Annotated in this window: 20 protein-coding genes and 1 pseudogene; 5 read left to right on the forward strand and 16 right to left on the reverse strand. The window is 52.1% G+C overall.

The features are described 5' to 3' along the window. Positions 1-181: 181 nt before the first annotated feature. From GK091_RS05530 to GK091_RS05560, 7 genes are all read right to left on the reverse strand, one after another. Positions 182-2,203 (reverse strand): alpha/beta hydrolase domain-containing protein, encoded by a 2,022-nt coding sequence (locus tag GK091_RS05530; RefSeq protein ID WP_164035606.1) that lies wholly within the window; start codon positions 2,201-2,203, stop codon positions 182-184. Positions 2,204-2,281: 78 nt separating this feature from the next. Continuing rightward, positions 2,282-3,424, reverse strand: a complete 1,143-nt coding sequence (locus GK091_RS05535) for a glycerate kinase (RefSeq protein ID WP_164035607.1) — start codon at positions 3,422-3,424, stop codon at positions 2,282-2,284. 223 nt (positions 3,425-3,647) lie between these two features. Further along, a complete protein-coding gene (locus GK091_RS05540) occupies positions 3,648-4,607 on the reverse strand; it encodes a D-2-hydroxyacid dehydrogenase (protein WP_164035608.1) in 960 nt (319 codons plus the stop codon). Between the two features lie 336 nt (positions 4,608-4,943). After that, positions 4,944-6,713: an L-lactate permease gene (locus GK091_RS05545; RefSeq protein WP_164035609.1), complete on the reverse strand. Its 1,770-nt coding sequence runs from the start codon at positions 6,711-6,713 to the stop codon at positions 4,944-4,946. A gap of 145 nt (positions 6,714-6,858) precedes the next feature. Continuing rightward, positions 6,859-9,036: an alpha-amylase family protein gene (locus GK091_RS05550; RefSeq protein WP_164035610.1), complete on the reverse strand. Its 2,178-nt coding sequence runs from the start codon at positions 9,034-9,036 to the stop codon at positions 6,859-6,861. A 323-nt stretch (positions 9,037-9,359) separates the two neighbouring features. Further along, the gene (locus GK091_RS05555; protein WP_164035611.1) at positions 9,360-11,069 is read right to left on the reverse strand and encodes a GMC oxidoreductase; all 1,710 of its coding nucleotides are present in this window, start codon (positions 11,067-11,069) and stop codon (positions 9,360-9,362) included. A 100-nt stretch (positions 11,070-11,169) separates the two neighbouring features. After that, positions 11,170-11,754 (reverse strand): gluconate 2-dehydrogenase subunit 3 family protein, encoded by a 585-nt coding sequence (locus GK091_RS05560; protein ID WP_164035612.1) that lies wholly within the window; start codon positions 11,752-11,754, stop codon positions 11,170-11,172. Between the two features lie 463 nt (positions 11,755-12,217). Here GK091_RS05560 and GK091_RS05565 point away from each other — a divergent pair, with 463 nt between their 5' ends. Together GK091_RS05565 and GK091_RS05570 are read left to right on the forward strand one after the other, a co-directional pair. Further along, positions 12,218-13,219, forward strand: a complete 1,002-nt coding sequence (locus tag GK091_RS05565) for an NAD-dependent epimerase/dehydratase family protein (RefSeq protein WP_164035613.1) — start codon at positions 12,218-12,220, stop codon at positions 13,217-13,219. A 26-nt stretch (positions 13,220-13,245) separates the two neighbouring features. Then, positions 13,246-13,589 (forward strand): annotated as a pseudogene (locus tag GK091_RS05570) (DUF4260 domain-containing protein). A gap of 20 nt (positions 13,590-13,609) precedes the next feature. On the opposite strand, the gene GK091_RS05575 reads toward GK091_RS05570, so the two are convergent. Together GK091_RS05575 and GK091_RS05580 are read right to left on the reverse strand one after the other, a co-directional pair. Beyond that, positions 13,610-14,650: an AraC family transcriptional regulator gene (locus GK091_RS05575; protein WP_164035614.1), complete on the reverse strand. Its 1,041-nt coding sequence runs from the start codon at positions 14,648-14,650 to the stop codon at positions 13,610-13,612. Positions 14,651-14,677: 27 nt separating this feature from the next. Next, positions 14,678-15,427 carry a helical backbone metal receptor gene (locus GK091_RS05580; protein ID WP_164035615.1) on the reverse strand — a complete coding sequence of 250 codons (750 nt, stop codon included), beginning with the start codon at positions 15,425-15,427 and terminating at the stop codon, positions 14,678-14,680. A 121-nt stretch (positions 15,428-15,548) separates the two neighbouring features. On the opposite strand from GK091_RS05580, the gene GK091_RS05585 reads away from it, so the two are divergent. The 3 genes from GK091_RS05585 to GK091_RS05595 all read left to right on the forward strand — a co-directional run bounded on the left by GK091_RS05585 (position 15,549) and on the right by GK091_RS05595 (position 20,326). Continuing rightward, on the forward strand, positions 15,549-16,391 hold the full coding sequence (locus GK091_RS05585; protein WP_246202147.1) for a GLPGLI family protein: 843 nt from the start codon (positions 15,549-15,551) through the stop codon (positions 16,389-16,391). Between the two features lie 64 nt (positions 16,392-16,455). Beyond that, a complete protein-coding gene (locus GK091_RS05590) occupies positions 16,456-19,446 on the forward strand; it encodes an outer membrane beta-barrel family protein (RefSeq protein ID WP_164035616.1) in 2,991 nt (996 codons plus the stop codon). Positions 19,447-19,744: 298 nt separating this feature from the next. After that, on the forward strand, positions 19,745-20,326 hold the full coding sequence (locus GK091_RS05595) for a C40 family peptidase (RefSeq protein ID WP_246202148.1): 582 nt from the start codon (positions 19,745-19,747) through the stop codon (positions 20,324-20,326). 12 nt (positions 20,327-20,338) lie between these two features. Here the strand turns inward: GK091_RS05595 and argB are convergent, their stop codons facing one another. The 7 genes from argB to GK091_RS05630 all read right to left on the reverse strand — a co-directional run bounded on the left by argB (position 20,339) and on the right by GK091_RS05630 (position 26,679). After that, complete coding sequence (gene argB, locus GK091_RS05600; protein WP_164035618.1) at positions 20,339-21,127, reverse strand: acetylglutamate kinase; 789 nt, start codon at positions 21,125-21,127, stop codon at positions 20,339-20,341. A gap of 80 nt (positions 21,128-21,207) precedes the next feature. Next, on the reverse strand, positions 21,208-22,182 hold the full coding sequence (locus tag GK091_RS05605; protein WP_164035619.1) for an N-acetylornithine carbamoyltransferase: 975 nt from the start codon (positions 22,180-22,182) through the stop codon (positions 21,208-21,210). 169 nt (positions 22,183-22,351) lie between these two features. Then, positions 22,352-23,494 carry an aspartate aminotransferase family protein gene (locus GK091_RS05610; RefSeq protein WP_164035620.1) on the reverse strand — a complete coding sequence of 381 codons (1,143 nt, stop codon included), beginning with the start codon at positions 23,492-23,494 and terminating at the stop codon, positions 22,352-22,354. Between the two features lie 167 nt (positions 23,495-23,661). Next, a complete protein-coding gene (locus GK091_RS05615; RefSeq protein WP_164035621.1) occupies positions 23,662-24,381 on the reverse strand; it encodes an alpha/beta fold hydrolase in 720 nt (239 codons plus the stop codon). Positions 24,382-24,399: 18 nt separating this feature from the next. Further along, positions 24,400-25,020, reverse strand: a complete 621-nt coding sequence (locus tag GK091_RS05620) for a hypothetical protein (protein ID WP_164035622.1) — start codon at positions 25,018-25,020, stop codon at positions 24,400-24,402. Between the two features lie 209 nt (positions 25,021-25,229). Continuing rightward, a complete protein-coding gene (locus tag GK091_RS05625; protein WP_164034597.1) occupies positions 25,230-25,841 on the reverse strand; it encodes a hypothetical protein in 612 nt (203 codons plus the stop codon). 211 nt (positions 25,842-26,052) lie between these two features. Then, positions 26,053-26,679, reverse strand: a complete 627-nt coding sequence (locus tag GK091_RS05630) for a hypothetical protein (RefSeq protein WP_246202149.1) — start codon at positions 26,677-26,679, stop codon at positions 26,053-26,055. Positions 26,680-26,832: the final 153 nt, after the last annotated feature.

Genomic DNA, 26,832 nt, shown 5'->3' on the forward strand with positions numbered 1-26,832 from the left:
CGCCCAGAAATGCCAGGAAACTACAAAACAAGGCTTATGGTTAGTAGCCCATTTGTTAGTTGACTTACGGACCAGAAACGATACCGCTGCATGGCGTTTGATGGATCAATCACAAAATAGGTCAGTAAGTTAAGCGAACTTCTGAAAAATAAGGCTTAGATGAATTATAAAGCCCGACAAGTTAGCGCAAAATAGTACTAGCCTGAGCTTTTTGGACGTACGCTCCGGCGTCTTCGGGCAACAAAAATCGTTGCTTGATCAGTTTCTGAACGGCCCGTCGAACGGCGTCGACATAGCCCTCATGCGTGGCGTAGCGTTCCTGTAGCGATAGACGCGGATCGTGCGCGGTTACTTGTTCGGCCTTATTTGTTTTGAAGGGGATCATCTGGCCTGCTCCTTCGCAGCCGTCATTTCCGCCAAAGCTAGCCTGACGCAACGCCCATCCAGTGGTTGTAGCAATCGGTACGGCAACGGGTGGCAAGCGAATACCGGCCATTTCGTTCCCGTCAGAATCCACCTTGGAAACAAAATTAACGTAGGCCGGTCGCCCTGCCACACCCGTCGGTAACTTCGTTATGATGCCCTGCTGGAACGAAGGACCAAAATCGAGCAGGTAATGTGTGGTAATAACGCCGGTATACGTTACGCCCGGAATTGTTGGCCAGCCAAGTGCCAGTTGCGGAACCAGCCCCGTTTCGGAACCTGCTTGCGGAATCGCCACGACGGCGGTTCTGGTTGCTCGTCGGGGAACTTCGCTGGCCGGTGGCGCAACGCCTTTTGTGACCCATTCGTCGAGAGCAACGAAAAGAGCCCTCAAAACTGGTTCGGCATTGGTTGGGTTCTGAAATTGCTGACATAGGCCCCGGTTGGCCCCATCGCCCGTTCCGTGTTGTGCACCAGATACCAGAAAAAAGCGAACATTGTCGGGGTCAGGCAGATCGTTGCCTTTACTGTCGGAATGCAATAGTGACGCGGCTTTTACCCAATATTCGTTGGCGGAGTTGATCTCAAATACCTTTGGACAGGTATTACTGGCCTTGCATCTCGCAGTGCGTCCCGCTGTTTTGCCCGTCAGCGGATCGGTCGTTGTGGGATAGGCGAATGGGAAAATACCCTCCGGGTACAGGTGATTCTGCCGATTGCGTTCTGTTCGGCCGGGTTGCGCAAATCGAACGTTAAGCCCGATTCCGCTAGCGCCCCCCATCCAGTTTTCAATCCCGTCCAGCACTTGCCGGTTCTGCTCATCGGCATTGAAGCCCAGCGTCTGAAAATCATTGACGTAACGGGCCGGTTGTGAGAGCGAATACGAAAATGTATGCCGAATATCGCCCGCTACCGGATTGGGATGTCCGAAATCGTCGGCGGTGGCATACCGCAGGAACGACACGAAATCGCGGGTAGCCGCAAAACCAATGCCTGCCACAACCGGATCGCGAGCGGTGTACCTGAATTCATAAATGGCACTTTGCCGAAACGGTGTCCCGGCGGGCATTAACCGAATGGTTTTCTCATCGATGTATTCCCACGCATCGGCAGGGATGACCACCGGTGCATCCTGTAGGTGATCACGCACGGTGAGCGTCGCCTGCACCTTTGCCAATGTGGCTGCCGGATACGCTAGTGAATACGACAATGATGTCGCATTGTCATAAACGATGTATTCATACGACGGCCCGGTAATGGACGATCCGTCTGAATTCTTCGCTATGGGAACATTGATGGTCAGGTTATTATTGACTGACTGTGCCGAGCAGTCCCAACCGTTCCAGGCCATTGTGTAGCCCCTGTTCATCAGAAACCCTTCACCAGCCTGTTCCGCCGTACTGGGATCGTTGCCCCCGCTGCTTTGGTTGAAACCACCGATTAGTTTCCCGCCCCGGTTGTTGATCTCCAGAACGAGTTTATGATTGCCGGTGGCGAGGTTGATTGGCTTCAGGATGTAAATATCCATGGCGTATTCTACCATGCCCTTCGCATTACGCGGTGCCAGCCTGATATCGGTAATGACGGCGTTTTGCGGACTGTTCGGGTCCAGTTCGCCATAAGCTCTGCCCCGCAGTTTTTCGTAAGCGCCCACCCGGCCGAAGACTTTTCCGTCGAACGTAGGCGATTGAACGCTGGTAATATCAATTCGAATAATGCGGGCCTGCGTCAGCGAGGTTGTAACGAGTGAGAAAAACAGGAGCAGTCTCAGGCCAGTCATAGAGCTTCTTTATTCACAGTAAATCGTTTCCGGGTGCTTCCTACTCAAAACGGTAGCCGGATTTGTTTTTTTTTGCGATCAGCGAGAATTCATGGCTAGTAAATTGCCGAGTTGCCAGGCGGTGCGTACCAGATTTTGTTCCGTACAACCTAGTGCTGTAGTCATATCGGTCGGCCCATTGCCGACTGCCAGTAGTACGTCGAAATACTGGTTCAATTTAGCGTTCTGTTCCAGGGGTATCTTGCCCGCCAGGCCAATGACAGGTAGGTTCTTCTGCTTCGCCTGATACGCGACCCCAAACGGGCCTTTGCCGTGTAACGTTTGTTCGTCGATGCTGCCTTCGCCCGTAATCACCAGATCCGCGTTGGCCAGCACTTCGCTGAACCCCGTAAATTCGAGAAAAAAATCGATGCCGTTGACCAGTCTGGCGTTGAGAAAGGTATGAAGCCCGGCTGCTACGCCACCAGCCGCCCCGCCATGCCTAACAATCGTCATGTCGATACCCGTTTGTTGCCTGGCTACCTGGGCGAATGTAGCCAGACTGGCATCGAGTTTTTTCACGCCATTGGGTGTCGCTCCCTTTTGTGGCCCAAAAACAGCCGCCGACCCTTCATCGCCCAGTAATGTATTTTCGACATCGCAAAGAATGGTGATGTCACAAGCTAGAATCCGCTGATCGAGGTTTGACAGGTCGATGCGAGTCAGGGCGGTCAAGCGTTCGGGGATGGTTAGTTCGTTGTTGGCCGCATCGAGAAAGCGGATGCCCAGTGCGCGTAAAATACCGGTGCCGCCATCTACCGTTGCCGAACCGCCAATGGCCAGAACGAATTTTTTGACGCCCTTGTCCAGCGCTGCTTTAATAAGTTCGCCCGTTCCGAATGAGGTTGCGCGTAAGGGATTTAGCTCCTCGGGTTTGACGAGTTGAATCCCTGATGCATTCGCCATTTCGATGATGGCCGTGTCACCCTCATTGACTAGCCCAAACAACGAGGTAATCTTCCGATCAAAGGGATCACTCACCTGAACCGAAACAAGTGTCCCCTTATGCTTCTGGATTATCAACGCCCCCGTACCATCTCCACCATCGCCCACCGGAAAGCATTTACAAACACAGTCGAGCGTACTTTTCTGCAACCCCTCCTGAATCGCCAGGGCTACAGCGGTGGCGTCGAGACTGTGCTTGAACGCATTGGGGGCAATAAGAACGCGGGTCGGTTTCATGATCGGGAAAAAGAAGGGGCGACGTTACTTTTTTGTGTGATTAGCTGGCCATGCATTCTATTTAGCCATTGTTCTGGCTGAATGTCAATTCTGTGTCCGAGCCGAGAAAAAATGGATTATACCCCGATCAGGTGGCGAAAAAACAGGTGAATACACGCAACAAGACACTTAACGCGTTCGTCCGACGGGTAACGAACAAACGCATTTTCCTACGTGAACTAGCTCACTTGTTGACTACATTGACCGGATTTCCGTTTATGAATGCCGACAGATTATCGACGGTAATAGCCATGAGCCGGGTCCGGGCTTCTTTCGTCGCCCAGGCAATGTGCGGTGTGATTAGACAATTCTTCGCCTTGAACAAAGGGTTGTCGGCGGCTGGCGGTTCTTTGGACAACACATCGATACCCGCGCCCGCAATGACCCCGTTATTCAGCGCGTCGGCCAGGTCCTGATCGACGACCAGTGGTCCCCTTGACGTATTCAGCAGAAACGCCGTGGGTTTCATCAACGCCAGATTTTCTTTATTGATAAGCCCCTGCGTTTCGGGCGTTAGTGGCGCGTGAATACTGACGACATCGGACTGTGCGAGCAACTCGGGGATTTCGGCCCATTTAAAGTTCTTGCGGTGCGACTGGTCCGTACGATGCCGTTTCGAGCCAATCACATTCATGCCGAAGGCTGTGGCTGCATCGGCGACCTTTTCGCCAATACTACCGAAACCGATAATGCCCATTGTCTTGTCGGCCAGTTCGATGAGCGGATAATCCCAGAAGCAAAAATCCGCCGAACGCGCCCATTTGCCATCCATAACGGAATCACTATGACGTTGTACGTGCAGGGTTAGTTCGAGCAATAGCGCAAAGGAGAGTTGTACTACCGATGCGGTGCTGTAGCCGGGTACGTTGCTGACGATAACCCCATTTTTTTTCGCTACGTCCGTATTGACGATGTTATACCCTGTAGCCAGAATACCGATGAATTTCAATTTGGGCAATTTCGCTAACACGTCTTCGCCCAGTGGTACTTTGTTGGTGAAAATGATCTCGGCATCCTGCGCCCGTTCCACGACATCATCGGCTGCCGTTCGGTCATATACCGTTAACTCGCCAAGTTTTTCCAATTCTTTCCAGGATATGTCGCCCGGATTTAATGTATACCCATCTAATACGACAATCTTCATCGTTGACATTTCTTGTTGATAGAATAAGACATCCGGATCCATACTGCCCGAATGATAACTGGCTAAACGCGCACTCAGGCTACATGCCGTATGCGCTTGGTATTGGCAAGAACGACATCTGAACCTTCATTGCCAAACGGCTTTACGTCAACGCTAACGACGGGCGGGTGGGCTGTGTTTAGATAATCGATCTCCAGCGTGTTGTTGAGGTTTCTAGGGCTGTGAAATAGGCAGCTGACATAAACCCTGCGCCTTTTATGGTTTTGGCAAACGTCATGACGTGGGCCATATCAACGGTCATACAATCACAAAGACGGGCATTCGGAAAACAAACAATTAATTGACAAGATCGGGGGTTGGTTCTTTCGTTTTGGCCGTTCGCAGAATGGCGGTGGCGATAACGGCTAGTAAAATCGCTAAACCAATCAGGCACGTGTAGCCTTTCGAAACGTCGGGAATCGTTGCCGTTTTCTTGCTGCCCAGCATTTCGTAGACGGGAATAACCCACTTTATCGCATACGCCTGTGCCAGCACAAGGAAGCAGATGAAGAGCAGCATGAAGAAACTATGCTTTACCGTGAAGCGGAACAATTCGGATTCCTTGCCTACCAGATTACCCGCTGCTGCGGCTACGGCGATGGATTGGGGCGATATCATTTTACCCACAACGCCACCCGAGATGTTGGCCGCTACGGTTACCACCGGATCAACGCCGATGGACTGCGCGGTGGCGTATTGCAGTTTGCTGAACAGTGCATTGGCGGAGGTGTCGGAGCCGGTGATAAATACACCTAACCAACCCAGTACGGGCGCAAAGAATGGGAACAGAAAACCCGTATTCGCCAGCACTGCGGCCAACGTGAGCGTAATCCCCGAATCATTGAGGATATAGGCGAAACCCAATACCGCAGCAATCGTGAGAATTGGAAATTTGAGTTGATTCAGCGTCGCACCGAACACGGTTGCCCCCTCGCGATAGGTTAGGCCAACGAGCGGAATCGAAATAAGTCCCGCCATCAGAATGGCCGTTCCTGCCGCCGACAAGTAATTGAATTTGAATAGCTTGGGTAACAGACTACCATCTTCGCCCTGAATAGCATTGTGAAGCCCCGGAAATTCGAACTGTACCATGCCCGCCGAATTCAGCGCATCTTTGATCGGTTGTACACCCCAGGCAATGACCATGATCGTCAGCACAATAAACGGTGCCCACGCCCGAATGAGTTGGCCTCTTGTGTAACGAACATCGGTATTAATCGTGGCGGCTGGCTCGTTGGTAAACCGCCAGGTGGTTTTCGGTTTCCAGACTTGCAGGAATACCATCAGGCAAACAATGGATCCAAGACCGGCGATAACGTCGGGTAGGGCAGGGCCTAAGAAGTTGGACGACACGTACTGAAGAAAGGCGAAGGAGAGACCCGATACCAGGACGGCGGGCCAGATTTCCTGCGCTTTTTTGACGCTGGCAATGATAGAAACCAGGTAAAAAGGCAGCATGATCGACAGGATCGGTAATGTCCGGCCCACCATCTGCGAAATGGGTAGCTCGGGAATGCCCGACACTTGCGAGGCTACCGTAATGGGAATACCGATGGAGCCAAACGCGACCGGCGCGGTATTAGCAATCAGGCAGATACCCGACGCGTAGAGTGGATTGAACCCCAACCCGACCAGCATGGCCGCCGTGATGGCAACGGGTGCACCGAATCCGGCAGTACCTTCCAGAAATGACCCGAACGAGAAGGCGATCAACAGCGCCTGCAAGCGCCGGTCAGACGTGATCGACGCCATAAAATGCTTGATGATCTCGAACTGACCGCTCTTGACGGTAATGTTGAACAGAAAAACCGCCATGATCACCAGCCAGCAAATGGGAAACAGGCCGTACAGCGCCCCGTGTGCCGCCGACAACAGCGCGAGTTTCACCGGCATTCCGTACACCAGTGTGGCAATGATCATGGCAAGACCTGTGGCGATTAAACTGGCCTGATACCCTTTCATTTTTTTGATGATCAAGGCCCAGAAGATGAAAAGGATGGGAATGGCCGCAACCAGGACAGATAAAGCAATACTGTTGAAGGGGTCAATAACTTGTTTCCAGATCATGGGTGTATTCGATTAGTGGTAACGTTCATTCCAACAAGTCGATGGGTGTTCTGTATCGCTTGCGCTACTGCTGACTCCTGAATAGCATCGGGCTCGATGGTCTGAGTTGTCTCAACCCGACAAAGTCGACACCATTTCAAGTAAGTTAAGCCAAATCCAGCGCAACAATTTCGTGATCGAGGATTTTGGGTACGGCTACCGTCAATTTGCCGCCTTTTACCTCGAATTTAGGTTTCTGATCGCTCATCAGCAGCTTGACACCGGTCACTTTTGCGCCCACCGGAACCTGAACGGTAACCTGCGCTTCGACCGGGATCAGTTCTCGGAAAGGCCCTTTCATCATCATCGGATTGGTCAGGTTCACCAGATGGACGGTCATCGAATTGGCCTGCCGCCAGACGTTAACATCGATAACACCCGGCCCTGTGATGGCAGCAACCGGTTCTTCGTCAAGCGCCCAGTTGATGACGTTGCTCAGCAGTTGCCCATGATCAGTGCCCAGCAGTTGCCAGAACGACCGGTCCAGATCACCCGGAATGTAGGCGACGCGGCCTTTGCCAACCTGCCGCAGATAAAGCTCCCGTGTATCGGTTTCGGCAACTCGTGGATACACATCCTCCATCGGTAGATCCGGGTAGGTCGGAATGAGCGTGATCGGGCTGGGGAACGTGGCCGTTGGTTTTACATTGACTTTGTAGATTGTATTAATAATCCGTGGCGTATCATCCAGCCCTTTTAGAATCAGTTGTGTCTGGCTATTTTTTGCGTCGTTGCGCAGTTGCAGATAGCTGTTGCGCATCGGTCCTTCTACTTTCTTGTCGTAGGAAACGCCGAACAGACTGGCCAGTCCGAAATCGGGTCGTTGTTGGCCTTCTTCGTTATAGAGCGATGTTTCAAACGTAGATACGATACTCCCGCCATTGTCCACAAACGCTTGTATTTGCTTGCATTGGGCATCGGAAAGAGCCGCGATATTGGGCAAGATCAATAACTTGAATCGCTTCAGATCGTCGGGGGTCAGCAGGCGGTCGTTCACCATGTCGAACGGAATGCGGCTCTCGACGAGGTTGTGGTACACGCCGTCCAGATGGTCACCGCTTTTCTGCTGCCACGGCTGACCGCCGTAGTTTTTGTCGGTCTGCTCCGAATACACCACGCCGACGCGGGCCATTGAAGCTGTGTTGCGCAGGTATTTCTCGTTTTTATGGTAGCCTTCGTACACCTTAGCTACAGACTCCATCCAGCGTTTGTCGTAGATGTCACCACCGAACTTTACGAAGCAGGGGCGCATACCATTGGCGGTTCCTTCTGCCACCCAAATGCGAATTTCGGCATCGCTCTGTACGGAATCTTTCCAGCGAAATTCTTCTTCGATGCCGATGCTGAAAATACCGATCAAGGGTTTTAGTCCCAGCGTCGACCGCAGCTCTTTAGCGCCTTTCCCATTGGCCCAGGGTGCGGTTAATCCCTTTCGCGCCTGTTGGTCGGCGAAGAAGAGATCGGCCTCTTTACCCGTTATTACTTTGTCGGGAAAACCGTTCGGAATGAAGCGGGCACTCGGTTTTTGCTTCCGGATACCGGCATCCCACACCGACCAAACGTCGCGCAGCCGCTTCATGCGCCAATCAGCCCATTTTCGGTACGTTGGATTAAGTTTGTCGGCAGCCTTGGGTAGTTCCAGTCCGGTGGCCGCTTTGAAGTTGGTCGTGCAATGTTCACAGTAGCAGATGTCATGACCATGCCAGCGGTTCGAGAAAATTCCTTCCGGCTGAAATTTCTCCATGATCTCCTGATTCACCTGCGTCATGAACTCAAAATTGTAAGGTCCCAGCGCGCAGGTTACCCATAAATCCGGATTGGCCCAGTGACGGCGTTTCTTACCATCGGCGGTTACCGCAATCCAGTCGGGGTGCGCGTCGTAAACGTCCTGCCGGGCGGCATGAGGATCGGTACGCAACATGATTTTCATACCCTGCTTTTTACAGCCGTCCACCAGATAACCCAGCGTGTCGGAGTTACCCATAAAATCGCTGCGGTGGTGAAGCGGAATATTGGTCGGATAGAAGGCAACAATACCACCCGCACTCAACAAAGCACCGTCGGCGTGAATCCGTTTGAAATAACTGAGCCAGAAATCCGGATCATAATGGCCGGGGTCACGTTCCACAAACGCAAGCTGTGCCCAGCGCATCGGCCCGTCGAGCCAGAATGCTTCGGTTGGAGCCGGTACAGCCATTGACGGATTTGCCAGCGCAGAAGGTCCTGAAAAAGCGTAGGCACCTCCGATGAGGCCGGTCGTCCTGATGAAATCTCTTCTTTCCATAGTACAGATGAGCGAAAGGGCTTAGAGTCGGTTTTGGGTATGAGGTGCCTTTGGCTGTTAGTCGTGAGGTGAATAATGGTGCGGAGAGGTGAACAAAAAAGGATCTTATTGAACGCTGGATGTTTCGGAAACAGGGTATGACTGTTTATGCGTTGACGCTGAGCTGGTGAAGCTGGATTTATGGGCTGATATTCGGTGGTTTACGGGTATTGGACGTCTGGCCAGATTGAAACAATTGTATACTGCCAAGATCCGTTCTGAGTGCTTACATGGTGTATGCAGGGATGGTCCCTCACGGCAGCTGCCGTGAGGGAAAACCAGCTTCAAAGATTCCGCGCTTTTAACTGCTCGACGGCATGATTGGCTGCGCGAGCTGTCAACGCCATATACGTCAGGGATGGGTTCACATTAGAGGCCGACGCCATCGCCGATCCGTCGGTTACGAACACGTTTTTGCAGGTGTGAACCTGATTGAACTTGTTCAGGATCGAAGTTTTAGGGTCTTTACCCATACGCGCCGTTCCCATTTCGTGAATGCCCAGCCCCATGTGCGCGACGGGATTGTCGTAAGCAACCACGTTTTTGAAACCGGCTGCTTCGAGCATTTCGGCACCATCGTTCATGATGTCCTTGCGCATGGCTCGTTCATTTTCGCCGAAATCAGCATCGAACACGACTTGCGGTAGTCCCCATTTGTCTTTCTGGTCTTCGCTGAGGGTAAAGCGATTGTTGGGGTTCGGTAAGACCTCGCCAAAGCCACTGAGGTTAATTTTCCAGGGGCCGGGCTGCGTCATTTTCTTCTTGAAGTCGGACCCGAAGCCCGTTTCCGTTGCCCCCCGCGACCAGTCGGCCCGCGTGGCTCCGCCCTGATAGCCAAAACCACGGAGATAGCCTCGTTTGTCGTTGCCCCAGTTTCGGAAACGCGGAATGTACAAACTGCCCGGACGGGCTCCGAAAAAGTAATCATCGTCGAACCCATCGATGTCGCCCCGAGCGCCAATGGCCAGGTGGTGGTCCATCAAGTTACGGCCTAATTGATCGCTGTCATTGCCTAGTCCGTTCGGGAACCGGGCCGACTTTGAATTCATCAGAATCGATGTGGAGCCAATGGTTCCGGCATTCAGGAAGATCACTTTGGCGTAAAATTCCCGAACCTCCATCGTGTTCTGGTCGATGACCCGGACGCCTTTGGCTTTTTGTGCTTTATCGTCCAGGATAATTTCTTTAACGATGGCGTTGTGGACAAGGGTTACGCGATTAGTTTGGCGGGCTGCGGGGAGCGTAGCGGCCAGCGAACTAAAATAAGCCCCGAAGGGACAACCCCGCGAGCACCGATTCCGGAACTGACAGGTAGCCCGACCCACCGCCGAATGCCACGGCTGCGGTTTGGTCAGGTGAGCGACCCGGCCAATGGTAATGGGTCGATTCAGCTTCTGAGCCACCGAATTTTTGAGGTGTACTTCGGGCGCTGTCATGGCCATGGGCGGCAGGAACGTACTGTCTGGTAATACCGCCAACCCTTCGGGCTGGCCGCTGATACCCACAAACTTTTCGACGTACTTATACCAGGGTACTAGTTCATCGTAACGAATGGGCCAGTCAACGCCGAGTCCTTCTTTGGCATTCGCCAGAAAATCTTCCTGATTCCAGCGGTACGTATGCTTACCCCACAGCAGCGATTTGCCCCCCGTGTGATAGGCCCGAATCCAGTTGAACGGCCGTTTCTGCACATACGGATTTTCTTTGTCGTTCGTGTACAGGTACTGCGAGCCTTCCTTGGCCGAAAAATACATCGTGGCGTAATGCTCTTCGGCGGCTACGATGGATATTTTGCCGCGATGCTCGAACTCCCACGGATCTTTAAACGCCGTTTTGTAATCTTCGACGTGCTTGAGTTCGTAGCCTCGTTCGAGTACCAGCACGCGCAGCCCTTTTTCGGCTAGCTCTTTGGCTGCCCAGCCGCCGGTCATTCCCGATCCAACGACAATGGCATCGTAGGTCTGGTCTTTTTCTGCCTTTAGATTCAGGTTCATATCAATCGTACAAGAAAGTTTGTGGTTCACCGTAGCGCGACTCGTTGGTCCCATCCATAGCTCTTCAGACAGCTACGCGGACCAGCGATCTACGTTATACTTAAGCCTGGTTACCGTACATGAAATCTTTTTGACCCGGTTTGATCTTGATCGCTTCAAATCGCCCCGGAATTGGCTGGTAATCGAACGATGCCTTGATACCCATTTCGGAGGTGAAATAGCCAAGCAGGGTCAGTTCTTTGCTGATGAGCCAGAACGATGGGTTACTATTCTTCTGCGCGTCGGCCTCGATTTGTGTCAACATGGCGGTCTGCTGATCGGGCGAGAGCGTCAGAAATCCCTTCCGTTCCAGTTCGCCAACGCCTGTCAAGAATAGATCCTGCGCCGGTTTTCCATAGCAGTCGCGAAGCATCACCTCCATAAAATCGGGCACACCGACGTCAAGGGCACCCGGCGAGTCCACGCCGGGCGAATCTACGCCAGATGCATTGGTGCGGGGGATGATGAGTTCGGCAACGCGACCCATAATGGCATGTTGCGTTTCCGTCAGAAACGAACCCGGTTTGCTGCTACCCGTTTCGGTACTGGCAAGCTGCTCCCATCGGCTCATGGCCTGTAGCGTCGGGGCTGAAAAAACTCCTCCCAGTATCCAGGCGACCTGCGTTACTGCTTCCCGTCTGTTCATTCGTGTATTGATTACGTTAGGTTGTTGGTAGCGCGGACGGTCGTTGTCGTGGAATTCTGTCCGGAGTAGGGTTGCGTTTATGCTCGGCTTTACGGGTTTCTACCCACGTTACGGCCAACTGGCTGCGCTACAAAAATGATTACTTACCTAAAAGGGTACGGTATTCATTTAATACCCAGGGTTTTGTTTGATTTTGTCTTTGGCGCTGTCAATCTGGCTCCGCGGAACGGGAAAGACCAGGTTGTTACCGGTCAGCACGTTCACCAATTGAATCTGACTTTTCCGTCATTGAAGACCGTGATAGACTGGTTTGTGCGAGGGGCTGGGGGGCCGTTTGACGTATTGGTGAAGGGAAACCACTCCCCATTTTTTCGTGATTGGTCAGTCGATTTGCGCAGTTCGTCAGCGACCGCGCGCCCGGTTGGCGGGACCTTTGTGCTACACTAATCGCCAGATAAACGCCATGCATGCAATCATTGAGAAAACAACTTTTTCTACCCTCGTTCTAGGCGCAACCGGCAGTATCGGCTATGCTGTGACAGCTACTTTACTCGCCCGCCAATGGCCGGTTACGGTTCTTGTTCGTGATGTAGCCAAAGCCGAGGCTCTATTCCCGAATCAACCCACGCTGACCATCGTTGCGGGCGATGCGCAGGATGCGAACCTGCTCAACCGCCTTGCCATCACTCACGACTTCATTTTCCACGGTATCAATTACCCGTATGATAAATGGTTTGGTAACATGGACACGGTTACGCAGAAAGTAATCGAGGCAGCCGCTCAACGTCAGGCAACTATTGTTTTTCCGGGTAATGTGTACAATTTCGGGAACACAAACGAGCCAATCCGCGAAGAGAGCCAACCGAATCCCTGCACCCGAAAAGGACAGTTGCGGGTCGAGATCGAAGCGATGCTGGAACGAGCGGCCCGCGCGGGTCAGTGCCGTGTTGTGAATGTTCGACTACCGGATTTCTGGGGACCGAACGTGTTGAACGAAGGAATAGCGCCTATTTTCAGGAATGCCCTGACAGGAAAGGTACTCCCCTGGCTTGTGAACGTCGATGTGCCGCATCAGGCGGTTTTCACGGGAGATGCTGCCGAAGTTATCGCCCGGCTCATGGTTCGGGAATGGTCATCGGACGCGAAATCGGCAGTGCCGTATCAGGTCTGGAATTATGGGGGAGCAACGGTTCCCTCCATGCGGTCATGGTTCGAACAAATCAGTGGAATCGTGGAAAAGCCGCTTAACGTTCGGATATACAGCAAGTTTCTGATTCGCGTGCTAGGGCTGTTCATGCCCGTGATGCGGGAAGTGAACGAGATGCTGTATCTCTACGAAAACACGGTCCGGCTCGATGACCGAAAGGTATTGGCCCTGTTCCCTGATTTTCGGCCTACGCCGATGAAGCAGGCCCTGACCGAAACCCTGACCTGGTTTTCGGATCATCAACGTAAACAGTCGTAATCACCAATCATTCAATCAAAACTTTTATGAAAACGCTATTGAAATCCGAAGAATTGGTCCAGTTTTTAGGCGCTATCTACCTGTTCTCACGACTGCAATTCGCCTGGTGGTGGTTTCCGGCCTTGTTGCTGGTTCCTGATGTGAGTATGATTGGGTATGTCGTCAATCCGGCGGTCGGTGCGATTACCTATAACATCGCTCATCACAAAGGATTGGGGTTGTTATTGGCCTGTTGGGGTTGGCGACTGGCAGTCAGAACCTGATGTTGGCGGGTATCATCCTGTTCGCCCACTCGACCTTTGACCGTACGTTGGGGTACGGCTTAAAATACCCGGACAGTTTTAAGCATACGAGCCTGGAAACGCTCTGAACCCGCCGGATTACCCATTCTTAAGCAGCTTGTGCTAATCGGAAAGCTCCTGGTGTTACACCTGTCCATTTTTTGAATGACCGGAAGAAAACACTTGGTTCGGCAAATCCCAGCAGATACGCAATGTCCGTTGTGCTCAGATTCTGCTCCCGCAGGTGCTGAATGGCCAGGTCTTTCCGAATCTCGTCCAACAGCTGCTGGTAGGTAGTACCTTCTTCCTTAAGGTGTAATTGCAGGGTCCGAACGCCCATTGCCAGCCGGTCGGCTACGGTTGCCAGCGTTGGTTCTTCGCCCTTCATCAGTAGAATGATTTCGGCTTTTACGCGACTACTAAGTGTAGGTGTTTTCAGTTGATTAAGCAAGCCGGTTGCGTGTTGTTCAAACATCGCGGATAGGGTAGGGCTTGCGTTCAGAACAGGCGTATCGAGTAGGGCGGCATCGAGGACCATGGTCGTTACGGCGGCATCGAACGTCAGGCGGGCGGGGGCAAATAACCGCTCATGTTCGCTTATGTTCAATGGGCGAGGGTAAGCAAACGCAATTGCAGAAGCCGATACAGGCTGGCCCGTCAATGCCCGAATCGCGGACAGATAGATCGATAATTCAGAATTCAGCGTGTGTTCCGGGTAAATGATGTCCGGGCAGATGATGTGCAACGACAAGACGAACGTAGCGCCATGCTGTTCGCTGTGCACTAACTCCCCCCGCGTAACGATGCCTTCGCAGACAATATCCTGATACTGGCATAGTTTCTCAAACGCTTTGCCCAGCGTTGGGCTGTGCATCATCACATACGCCAGCACGCCGATGGCGGCCGGATTGATCAGTTCGCCCAGCTTCAGTGCAATGTTCGGTTCACCCGTAGCGGTTACGACCTCCCGCCAGAGGGCCTGTACCTGACTGATTCGCACGCGCCCGTCCGGATTCTGCAACGAATCAATACGAATGCCCACCGCCTGCGCCAGCGCTGTCGTGTCGGCTCCGTATTGCCGGGCCGCAAACAAAATCAGATTGACCGAGGCAATGGAAAGCGTGTTCTTACTGGTTGGTATAGGTTCCATTCGGGTCAAGCTGAGAAATATCGGTGATCATGATAGTTGCCGGGAAATTTCGTTACGCAAGTTCTGAAAATACGCGGATGACCGCAATAACCGACTGCCGTACCACGAAAATAGTTCGCCATCAACGACCATGACTGGTACAGATGGACAGATAGCTTGAAACTCGCCGATGTGTTTTTCGGAAAATGGGAACGGCTCCGACGATAAAAAGATCAGATCGGGCTGGGCTGCGTTTAAGTCGTCCGGTGTTATTTCCGGATAGCGGGTTCTGTCGCCAAACACGTTTTGAAACCCGGCAATTTCAAGCATGGCATGAATGAACGTGTCGTTTGCGGCAACCATGTAGGGTTTTCGCCAGATGAAGTAAGCGACCGAACGGGGGGCGAAATCCGATGGGGCAACGAGTAGCGACCCAATGTGCCGGGCCAGTTCAGCCGCCTGCGCTCCTTTCCCGACCAGCGTTCCAACGTCCTGAATCATAGCCAGTGCATCGGCTACCGTCACTACATCGGTTACGTGAACCGGATAGTGGCGCTGTAATGCCTCAACTTCGGCGCGGGTATTTTCTTCTTTGTTGGCGATGATCAGATCGGGCTGGAGCGCGTGAATCTTGTCGAAATCGAGCGTTTTCGTGCCACCGACAATGGCTTTGCCTCGGTGTGTGTCAGCGGGATAAATGCAGAACTTTGTGATCCCGACAAGCGCCTGGTCAAGGCCGAGATCGACCAATAATTCAGTCTGCGAGGGTACCAGCGAAATGATACGTTGAGGAGGCATAACAAGCATTCGGTAGTCAAAAATACGGGTTTAGCGCCAGTTTAGCGCCTTTTAGCAAATACGCTGGTAAGAGCAGCGAATTTTGTGCAACTTTTACAACCTATTTTGGCTCCTTATCCCCATGAAAGCGCAGCTACTCACCCTACTGGCCATCGGATTGATGGTTTCCCTACAGACAACCGCTCAGCCGGCAGCCCCACCAACAGCGGGTAAGATCACTTACGAAGGTATGCGTCGGATTGATCCGTCGCAGATGCGAATGGTTGTCAACGGTCAGGAAGTCCGGCCCGGAAGCGCTGGCGCTCCCGATGCACCCGAAGGTATGCCTGACGTACTATCATTCACCCAGAAACTGGTCTTTGCCGGAACAATGGCAAAAGAAGAACGGGACCGTCCCCAGAACATGATGCGCCGGAGTAGAGACGGCGATGGGGCGGGTAGTTCGGGTAATGCCGGTGGACCGCCCAGAGCCATGCGCATGGGTGCTCCGTTCGAGCAGCAGACCTACCTGGATCTGGCCAACAAGACGCGGATTGATGTCATGACGGTGAAGCGTGATTCGACCAGCCAGACGACCTACCGCTCCGAAAAGCCGATGCCAACCGCAAGTGACTGGCAAACGAGCGAGAAAACAAAGAAAATAGCCGGTTACACCTGCCACAAAGCGACCGCTACGCGCCGGAAAGAAACGTATACCGTCTGGTACACGACCGACTTACCCTTTACCTATTCGCCCGTTGCCGATCTGACACCCCCGACGGGTGTTGTTCTTCAGATTGAATCGGACAGTGAATCGTTCAAAGCGACCGCTGTTTCTTCGGAAGCGGTAGCCGCCACTGCCGTGCAGCCGCCAACGGATGCAAAAGTCATCACGGCTGACGAAATGGAGCAGATTCGTCGGAAAACAATGGCCGATTTTCGCCAGAAAATGATGTCGTCTATGCCGGGCATGGGCCGGAATTGATAGAAAGCAGCGTGGACGAACTGGCCGCGCGACCTCACTACTTACTCTTCACTACATCCTAGCTATGAACCCATTCGTTAAGGTCCGGCCTTTACTGATCCTGCCTGTGATGCTGCTCCTGCTAAGCCTGATGACCAGTATTCGGACACAGGCACAATCGGGCACAATTACTGGGACCGTTGTCGATTCGGTATCGCGCAAGCCGTTGCTGGAAGCCTCTGTTTCATTATTGCTGGCCCGTGATTCATCAATGGTTACGTTTGGCATTACGGACGGAGATGGGCGGTTTGTCTTTAAAAATATTGTTGAAGGGCAATACCGCGTACTGGCAACGTATGTCGGTTACCGGGGTGCTGCCAAACGGATTTCTGTTACTAAAACAGATCCCACTGCTGATGTCGGCACGCTTGAACTACTGGCTCAGTCTCAAACACTAACGGAAGTATCGGTGCAGGGCGAGCGGGCACCGATGGCGGTGAAAGGCGATACGCTCGAATTCAATGCCGGGTCATTTAAAACGCAGCCGAACGCACAGGTCGAAGATTTGCTTAAGAAATTGCCGGGTATTCAGGTAGACCGCGATGGGGCCATTACGGCGCAGGGGCAGACGGTCAAAAAAGTCCTTGTCGATGGAAAGCCGTTCTTTGGGGACGACCCGAAAATGGCGACCCGGAACCTGCCCGCCGACATTATCGATAAAGTACAGGTGCTGGATCAACTCTCAGAGCAGTCTGCGTTTTCGGGTGTCGATGATGGCGATCGGTCCAAAACGATCAATATTACAACGAAGAAAGACAAGCGCAAAGGTACGTTCGGGCAACAGTCGATCGGGGTCGGTCCAAAACCCGGCGACGATCCGCGCTATGTAGCCAAAGCGACCCTGAACCGATTCAACAACGGGCAGCAGATGTCGATTCTGGGCATGGCCAATAACATTAACCAACAGGGGTTTTCGGCGCAGGATTTGGGACTCGGTAACAACTTCGGCGGTGCCGGTCAGGGGTCGGGTGGTAATCCGGGGGGCGGTAACCTCGTTCGTAGTGGTGGTGGGGGCGGCAACAGCGGCAACGGAAATGGACAGGTGGGAAATAACGCCATCACAAAGTCGTGGGCGGGCGGTCTAAACTATCGAAATAGCCTGGGCAAAAAGATCGATCTGGCGGGCAGTTACAACATCGCCAACACGAACACCCTGACAAATCAGACCAGCCGGCGGGAAAATATTATCCCCGGTTCGTCCGGCACAGCTGGCACGGCTACCCGCACGGATTCGACATTCGTCCGGAATCAGGTCAACGGATCGGAGAACAGCAACACCAACAACCGCGTTAACCTCCGTCTCGACTACCGGCTGGATTCGCTTACCACCATTCGCGTCATTCCCAATATCTCCTGGCTTTCGTCGAGCTACATGAATCAAAGCCAGTCGCAGACGTTTAATGGACAAGGCGCCACAACGAATACCAGCAACACAAATTACAATTCGGCGGGGAGCGGTGTCAACGGAAACAACTCGCTGCTGTTGTTTCGTAAGTTTCGCAAGATTGGCCGGACGTTCTCGATAAACTGGAACGTAGCCGTCAACGATCAGGATAATCTGGGTACGAACAAGTCGGTCACGCAATCGACTACTCCGCTGTCTACCTCCGTAGGATCGCCGGGCAGCCAGACGGCGGTGGGCGGTTTATATACGCAGACGATCAATCAGCAGAACAGCCAGCAAACGAACTCCCTGACCAACAGCATCAACGTGTCGTATACGGAACCGTTGTCGATGCGGCAAACGCTCGAGTTCCACTACAACCTGTCCAACAACCACAACGAGTCGAACCGGGCGGTTACCGATTTTAACGAAACAACCGGCCAATACGATCGACCCAATAATCAGCTGAGCAATAACTTTATCAACACGTACATGACCAACCGGGGCGGACTGACGTGGCAGACCAAGCGGCTAAAATATACCTATGCCTTGGGGGTCGACGGGCAGCAGGCCAGTTTACGTTCGGACAATCTTAGTCGGGAAACCAGCCTAAACAGAACCTTCACGAACCTGCTTCCCAACGCGCTGTTTACCTACAATTTCGCCAAGAATACGACACTGCGGTTCAATTACCGAACCCGTATAAACGCGCCATCGGTCAATCAGTTGCAGCCCGTAGCCAATAATACGAATCCGCTCAACGTCCAGTTGGGTAATGCCGATCTGCAACCCGAGTATAGCCATAACGTATCGTTCAATTTCAACCGGTTTGATCCGGCTACGTTCCGCAATATGTTCGTGTCGGTCAATGCCAGCCGGACGGATAATAAAATCGTAAACGCAACGACATTCGATCCATCGGGCGCACAAACGACCCGGCCTGTCAACACCAATGGGTATTACACCGTAACCGGCTTTCTGGTCCTTGGTCGGGCGCTGAAGTTCCAGGACCAGCGGGTCAATCTGAATTTAAACACCAACCTGACTTACAACCAGGGAACTAGCTTAGTAAATGGACGAGATAACCGTGCGCAGAACTGGCTTGTTGGGCAAGGACTGAGCCTAAATACGAACCTTGACGATAAGCTCGACCTGAATCTGGCGGGAACAGTTAGTTTGCAGTCCGCAAAATACTCGTTGCAGCCTCAGCAAAACACTACCTATCTGAATCAGACGGGCACGCTGGATCTGTATTATCAGCTGCCACTGCGCTTCACGTTCACGACCAACGTAACGTTCAATCATTACGGGGGTACGTCGGGGAGCTACAACCAGTCGTTCACGTTGTTGAACATGGCCCTGGCGCGTCAGTTGTTCAAACAGAAGCAGGGGGAGTTGCGGCTTCAGGTTTTCGACCTGCTCAACCAGAACCGAAGCATTGTCCGGAACGTGACCGATACGTACGTCGAAGAAGTGCAGAGCCGGGTACTGAACCGGTATTTTACGCTGAGCTTTGTGTATAATCTGCGCAATTTTGGCGCTGGCTTTACGCCCCCGTCCAATAACCGCTTTATGCGTCCGGGTGGTGGACGTAATGGCCAGCAGGGCGGAGGCTTCCGGCGTAATGGATAAGTAAGACAAGTTTTTTACTTCGTGTTCACCCTGTTCAGATAGACGATGGCTATCTGAACAGGGTGAATTTTTTTGGCGGTCCCTCCACGGTCATTGCACGGTGCTTTGGGCTACCGTAAATTAAAAATACCCTCCGTTTCCTCTTTTTTTGCTGGCTTATCGCGCTGGGAACCAGTAATGTATAAAAATTGGTATGTGAAATTTATGTTAAAAGTGTGGAAAATACTCCTCATTTATTTGGCAATAATTCCACAATACCTTACTTTTATACAACCTAACTTGGTTTTGACCTATTTCTATGATGAAAAAAGTGCTCCTGACAGCAATCGCTGCTGTCTCGTTTGGCATCGTTCAGGCCCAAACCGTACCGACCGTAACTCAAGATTTCGTAGCCACCGTAAATGATAATAAACCCGCTGTAACTCAAGAAGTACCCACCGTAACTACCACTCAAAAATCATTTTACGAACAGATTCCGCTCGTCGGCGATCTGATCGGATTTGCGAAAGAACACCTCGCTATTCGTTATCGCTCAGGGGGCACCAGCACACGCGGCTTCGACTGTTCGGGTTTTACCCGGTTCTGTTTTAATCAGTTTGGTATTTCACTTCCTCATTCAAGTGCCGCCCAGGGAAATGTAGGACAGGCCGTTGACAAATCTGAAGCTCAACCTGGTGACCTGATCCTCTTCAAAGGGCACAGTTCAAGCGCCAGCCGTATCGGGCACGTTGGCCTGATCACCGAAGTCGTTGGTGATCGCATCAAATTCATTCACTCGGCCTGGAACGGGGGCGTTCGTTACGATTACCTCCACGCTTCCTATTACCAAAATCGATTTGTGGGCGTTCGGCGGGTAGTCAATCTCCTCACATCGAACTAAGGTCTCGTACCGCTACTTCTCCAGTCGCAGTGTAGTGCCTGCTCCCTGCTGTGCCGCTAAAGCCAGCTCATCGGCGTGGCAGATGATCACCTTCGCCACACCATTACCTAACGCTTTGAAAGCATTGTCGAGCTTGGGAATCATCCCCTTATTGACGGTTCCGGCGGCTTTATGCTCGGCGTAGACGGTAGGCGTTAGTTCGCCGATAACGCTGTTGTCATCGGTTGGGTCAGCCAGCACGCCTTTTTTCTCGAAACAGTAGACCAGCGTAACTTCATTGTGCTTGACCATATCCACGGCAATCGCTGAGGCCATCGTGTCGGCATTGGTATTCAGCAGTTCTCCCGCTTCCGTGTATGTGATCGGCGCAAACACGGGTGTCAAATCCTGGTGCAGAAAAAATTGGATCTGTCCCGAATTTACTTCGTCAATGTCACCCACCAGCCCGTAATCAATATCCTTGACCGGCCGCTTTATGGCCAGCACCGTACCGCCATCTGCACCTGTCAGCCCAATGGCGTTGATATCGAGTGTTTGTAGCTGAGCCACAATCTGTTTGTTGACCAGACCGCCATAAACCATCGTCACCACATCGAGCATGGGCTTATCCGTGATGCGACGCCCCTCAACCATCGTTGTTTGGAGGCCTAATTTATCCGCGATCTGTGTCGCAATTTTCCCGCCACCGTGAACAAGTATTTTTGCGCCGGATAAAGAGGAAAAGGCCGTGAGAAAGCGATGCAGGGCGGCTGAATCGTCAATGACGTTGCCTCCTATTTTAACAACTGTAAGCGTGTTCATGAACCAGAGGACGTTGGCTAGTGAATGGCAGGCAACAGACTTCTTCATCAGTCGTCTACGGGCCACCAGCCAACGTTAATTTACAAGCTTTTTAAGATTTCTTTCAGTACCGCCTGCGCTGACCATTCCCGATTAGCCGCCTGCTCGACGACGAGCGAATGCGGACTGTCCAGTACTTCGTCAGACACTTTCAGGTTACGCCGGACGGGCAGGCAGTGCATAAACTTGCCATTATTTGTCAGTCGAATATCATCCATTGTTACTGCCCAGGACGGGTCCTGCGTAAGTACCTGTCCGTACTGCGTATACGACGACCAGTTTTTGCCGTAAATAAAATCGGCTCCCTCAAACGCTTCGCTCTGATTATAGATGACGCGGGCGTTACCGACAAACTCGGGGGCCAGTTCGTACCCTTGCGGATGCGTCACCACAAAGTCTACATCACCCGACTGGGCGCGGGCATTCATCCATTCGCAGAACGAGTTCGCTACCGCCTGTGGTAACGGTTTAAAATGGGGGAGCCAGGTCAGCACAACTTTTGGACGGGCCGGAATCAGACTTGAGTTCGCTTTGGCTTCTTCGATGGTAATGCAGTCGGCAAGTGATTGGAGCGGGTGGCGCGTCGCCGATTCCAGATTGACGATGGGCACCTTGGCATATTTCGCGAACTGGTGCATCACCTGCTCACGGTAATCTTTGTCGCGGTCTGTTAATTCCGCAAAAGCCCGGATGCCAATAATGTCGCAGTAGCGCCCGATCACGGCGGCTGCTTCGCGGACGTGCTCGGCTTTATCACCATTCATCAGCACGCCTTCTTCCATCTCCAATCCCCAGCTGTCCTGTCCAACGTTCATGACCATAACGTTCATGCCGAGGTTTTGAGCCGCTTTCTGGGTACTTAACCGGGTCCGCAAACTGGAATTAAAGAAGATAAGGCCAATGGTTTTGTTCTTACCCAGCTGCTGATCAGCGAATGGGTTGGCCTTGGCATCGCGGCCGGATTGTATCAGTGCGTCGAGGTCAGTGACGTCGGCGAGGGATAGGAAATTAGTCATTGATTTTTTACGCGGAGGAACAGTGAAAACAGCGATTAATGGCGGTCTTCAACTCGTTTTAAACCATTTTTTAGTAGAGCAGCGTTAAAATTGATAGAAGACCGAATCTGCAACTTGCTACATGCAGATTTGGTCGTAAGGTTTTGCCGGTCAGAACGGTACGGTGCCGTTATACTGCTATCTTCTCTGTTTTCAAGCACTTTTCCAGGGCTTCCAGGAACATGTCGGCTTCGTCGACGCCGATAGCCAGTGATGGTAACAGGCGGATGATCGTCTTGCCCGCTACACCCGTGAACTGCTTGTGTTCGAACAGCAGATTTTTGCGTAGTGACTCGACCGGAAAATCATACTCGATACCGATCATCAGACCACGACCGCGTAGGTCTTTGTAGCCGCCAATTTGACGAATGCCATTCATGAAGTAATCACCCATGCGAATGGCGTTTTCAATGAGGCCCTCATCTTTCATAATATCGAGCACAGCGATGGCGGCTGCGCAGGCCAGGTGGTTTCCGCCGAACGTAGTGCCGAGCAGACCATAGCTGGCTTTGAACTTAGGTGAGATCAGAATGCCGCCAATGGGAAAGCCGTTGCCCATGCCTTTTGCCATCGAGATGATGTCGGCTTGAATTCCGCTAAACTGGTGCGAGAAGAATTTGCCCGAGCGACCGTAGCCACACTGAACACCATCCAGAATCAGGATTGCGCCGGTTTCATCGCAGCGCTTACGGAGCGTTTGCAGGAACTCATCCGTGGCTACGTGGATGCCACCAACGCCCTGAATGCCTTCGATAATGACGGCGCAGGTTTCGGTTGTGATGGCTTCGTGAGCCGTTTCAGCATCATTATAGGGCAGAAACGTAACGTGCTTATTGTAGTTGACAGGAGCCACGATAGCCGGGTTATCCGTAGCGGCAACCGCACCGGCAGTCCGCCCGTGAAACCCTTTCTTGAAGGCGATCACCTGCGTTCGACCCGTATGAAACGACGCCAGTTTAAGCGCGTTTTCGTTCGCTTCGGCTCCCGAATTACACAGAAACAGCGAATAGTCTGGATGCTTAGAAAGACTCCCCAGTTTCTCGGCCAGTTCCTGTTGCTGGGGAATCCGGACGGAGTTTGAATAGAAAGAAATTTTATGAAGCTGATCGGTCAACGCGTTCACGTAACGTGGATGCGTATGACCCACTGAGATTACAGCATGACCGCCATAAAGATCGAGGTAGCGGGTGCCGGTTGCATCCCAAAGATAGCTGCCCTGCGCCCGAACGGGTTCGATGTCGTAGAGGGGGTAAACGTCAAAAAGTTCAGCCATTGCCAAACCGGATAACCGCTGCATCCGGTATTTACGATGATAATGAAAACCAGGTTCTTGAAAACCAGTGCAAGTTTACGGAGAATCGGGGGGAAAACGGCGTATAAACGCAAAAAGGAAGCGGTTAAGCCTCCTTCTTGATTCCCTGTCGATGGTAGTACTCCTGTCTAGAGTTTTCGAAGGAAGTCTACAAGTATTTTTTTGGATTCGTCGGGCTGTTCCACCATGCTCATGTGTCCTGCGTTGTCGATCGTTGCGATGCTAATCTGGCCGGAAAGGTCTGCCAACGGCTTCGTTTTTTCGAGCGGAATCAATTGGTCCTCTCTCCCCATCACCAGTAGTACCGGGAAGGTAGCATTCCGCAAGACGTAGGTTCGGTCCGGGCGACCGGCAATCGCTTCCATACCGGCAACGAGCGCTTCGGTCGGTAAATTGCGGAAACGGCCCACCAGCTTGTTGACCTGGTCAGCTGGATAATCGGGCGCAACCATTTTGGGGAGCTGCTTTTCGATAAACTGTACTCCGCCTTCCGTCTGCATCGTTTTTATGAGTTGTTGACGCTGTGCCTTTCTATCTTCATCGTCAGCGTAAGCCGTTGAGTGATACAGGACCAGACCGCGCACCATTTCCGGATATCGTCCGGCAAAGGCCAGCGCGATATAGCCGCCCATCGAATGGCCAATTAAAACGACCTCACTAATGGATACCGCCTGTAAGCGGGCCGCGAGCTCTTCGGCATAGGCTTCAATGGTCGTGTGCGACGTTAACCGAGACAGATCAGGATTTAAGACGGTTCCTTCTGCCGCCAGGTCGGCATAGATGCCGTCCCAGATCGATGCATCTACGCCGTGGCCGTGGATCAACAGGATTGACAGTGGTGTCTGCATGGGTTGCTTAAAATGGCTTTATGATTGTACGAGGTCCAGGATGATCAGTACCAGACCAACGACGAGGGCTATGCCGCCAAGTGCTGCACCGAAACCGTTACCAATGAGAAGCAATACTAAACCTGCCGCGGCAACGATGATCCCAATCGTAAACATGGACTTGGCCATTGTCTGGTCGGGAGCCAGCTTGTTCTTGATTCGCTTATCGATCCTCTTCACGGCCACCCGTTCCAGCAGGGTCATCTTCTTAGAGGCTACATTGGTGGTTGAGGCCGACGATGTTTTTGTGACGGCTGAGTTGAGTAAGGATTTGACCCGCTCAATTCGTTTCGTCAATTTGTTATTTGACGCTAGTTTGCTGTCGTTACGAACGTACGCTTCAATCTGATTTACGGTCTGTTTGGCCTGATCGACTTGTTCGGTCGGTGCGACTACGGATGTAGCAGCATCAGCAACGGGCAAGGATACTTCGGGGGATGGGGTGGGGGTGGTGACTGCGGCAACCGTTGCGGCTTCGGTTTTTGGCGCGTGGTAGTTTTCTACCGGTCCACGTTGAAAATAAGCAACAGGGCGACTGCAGGACGACAAAATGGTGGCTCCAATTAACGCTGCGTAGATGTGTTTGGTCATTATTTTCATAAAGCTTCCTTTGTTTAAAGAGTGATGTGTTGGTTCTCATTGTCAACAACCACTCATCCACTACTTTGTTAAGCAAAAAAAACTGAGTGAAAAAACTCCCGCTAAAAACGCGTAGATGGTCATTCACTGATAACGCAAAAAGTTGACGTTAGCCTATCAACTTGATAGAAACGTCAACTTTTTGCGTTACACGAGGAATCTATAAAAGACTACTCAAGGATGCCCAATAGGATCAGAACGATACCCACAACGAGCAGAACAAGACCGATTACACCGATAACACCACCGAAGATGAGGGACAGGATCAAACCGATGGCACCGATGATGATACCGTTTCTCGTGTTCCGGTTCAGCACTTTCGCTTCTTCCGGCGCTACGTGGTTTTTAATCTTCTTGTCCATTTTCTTCAGCATCGCCCGCTCCATCATCGTCATTTTCTTCGCTGTAGTGGCGTTCGTCGAAACGGCAGCTTTCTCACTCGCATTAGCCAGCAGCTCATTCACTCTAGCTATCCGCGTCGTCAGTTTTTTGTTCGATGCCAGCTTGCTATCATTGCGAACATACGCTTCAATTTGGCTCATCGCCTGTTTCGTCTGAACGATCTGTTCAGCCGCAGGAGCAGTTACGGGTGCCGCTTCCGACACGGGTGCTACGGCTACCTCTGCCGTGGCTACAGATGGCGTAGCGGCAACAGTTTCCGTTTTAGGTGATGTAAAATGTTCCCGCTGGCTTGGCTGAAAATAAGCTACCGGACGGCTGCAGGAAGAAAGGATCGATGCTCCGATCAGAGCTACGAAAAGATGTTTGGAAATTGTATTCATAGAGGGCACTTTTTTGAGTGGGACCATAAAATTATCAATCTCATCAACTGGAACGCTACCGGTTTGTTAGATGATCATTCTATATTTTTTCAAAAAAAACTAGAATTCGACTCAATGAGCCGAAAAGTGATAGAAAAATCCCGTTCAATCGATCGTGTGAGCGGTTGAACGGGATTTGACTTTCGGGTAGTTAACCTGATCCAGATGCTTATTATAGCAATCCGACCAGCAGGATTACGGCACCGCCAAGCAGTACGATAAGACCGACGGTTGCGCCGGTACCGGTCGTTAGCAACAGTAACAACAACCCGATGATCACCAGCACGGCACCTGTTGCCAGAATACCGGTATTAGCCATCGTTTTGTTTGGATTAGCGGGAGCCAGTTGGTTTTTGATTTTCTTGTTCATCTGCTTCAGCACCATCCGCTCCATCAGATTTGCTTTCTTGGGCGCAGTGGTCGCCGAAGGAGCCATTGTTGATTTTGCCGAGGCAGCTTCCAATAGTCCACGAACGCGATTCATCCGTTTCTGGACGTTTTTGTCCGCAGCCAGTTTGCTGTCGTTGCGCACCATAGCCTCCATCTGGTTCAATGCTTCATTAATCTGAGTCGCTGGTGCAACTGGAGCGGCAACGGGTGCGCTTTCTGTCGTGGTCATGGCGACCGCTGGCGATGAAGGTGCAAGTACCTCGGGAGTGGCTGCAACAGTAGGTGTTGCTGTAGTGGTTGCAAACTGTTCGCGCTGGGTTGGCTGGAAGTAAGCAACCGGACGATGGCAGGCGGTGAACAGTGTAGCCATTGTCAGAATGGCCAGCAGGTGTCGAGTATTGATTTTCATCGTAAAAATTTGATTAGTGTGTGTAACAAATAAATTGTCAGGGTTTAAACCGACTGCCTCTTCATTTGTTGAAAAACCATGTATAAAATCTGCTTAGCGGCAAAAAAAGCCCTGACTTCGTTATGAAATCAGGGCTTTTGACCGAAGATACGT

Source organism: Spirosoma agri (genome assembly GCF_010747415.1).
In the GTDB taxonomy this organism is placed as follows: domain Bacteria; phylum Bacteroidota; class Bacteroidia; order Cytophagales; family Spirosomataceae; genus Spirosoma; species Spirosoma agri.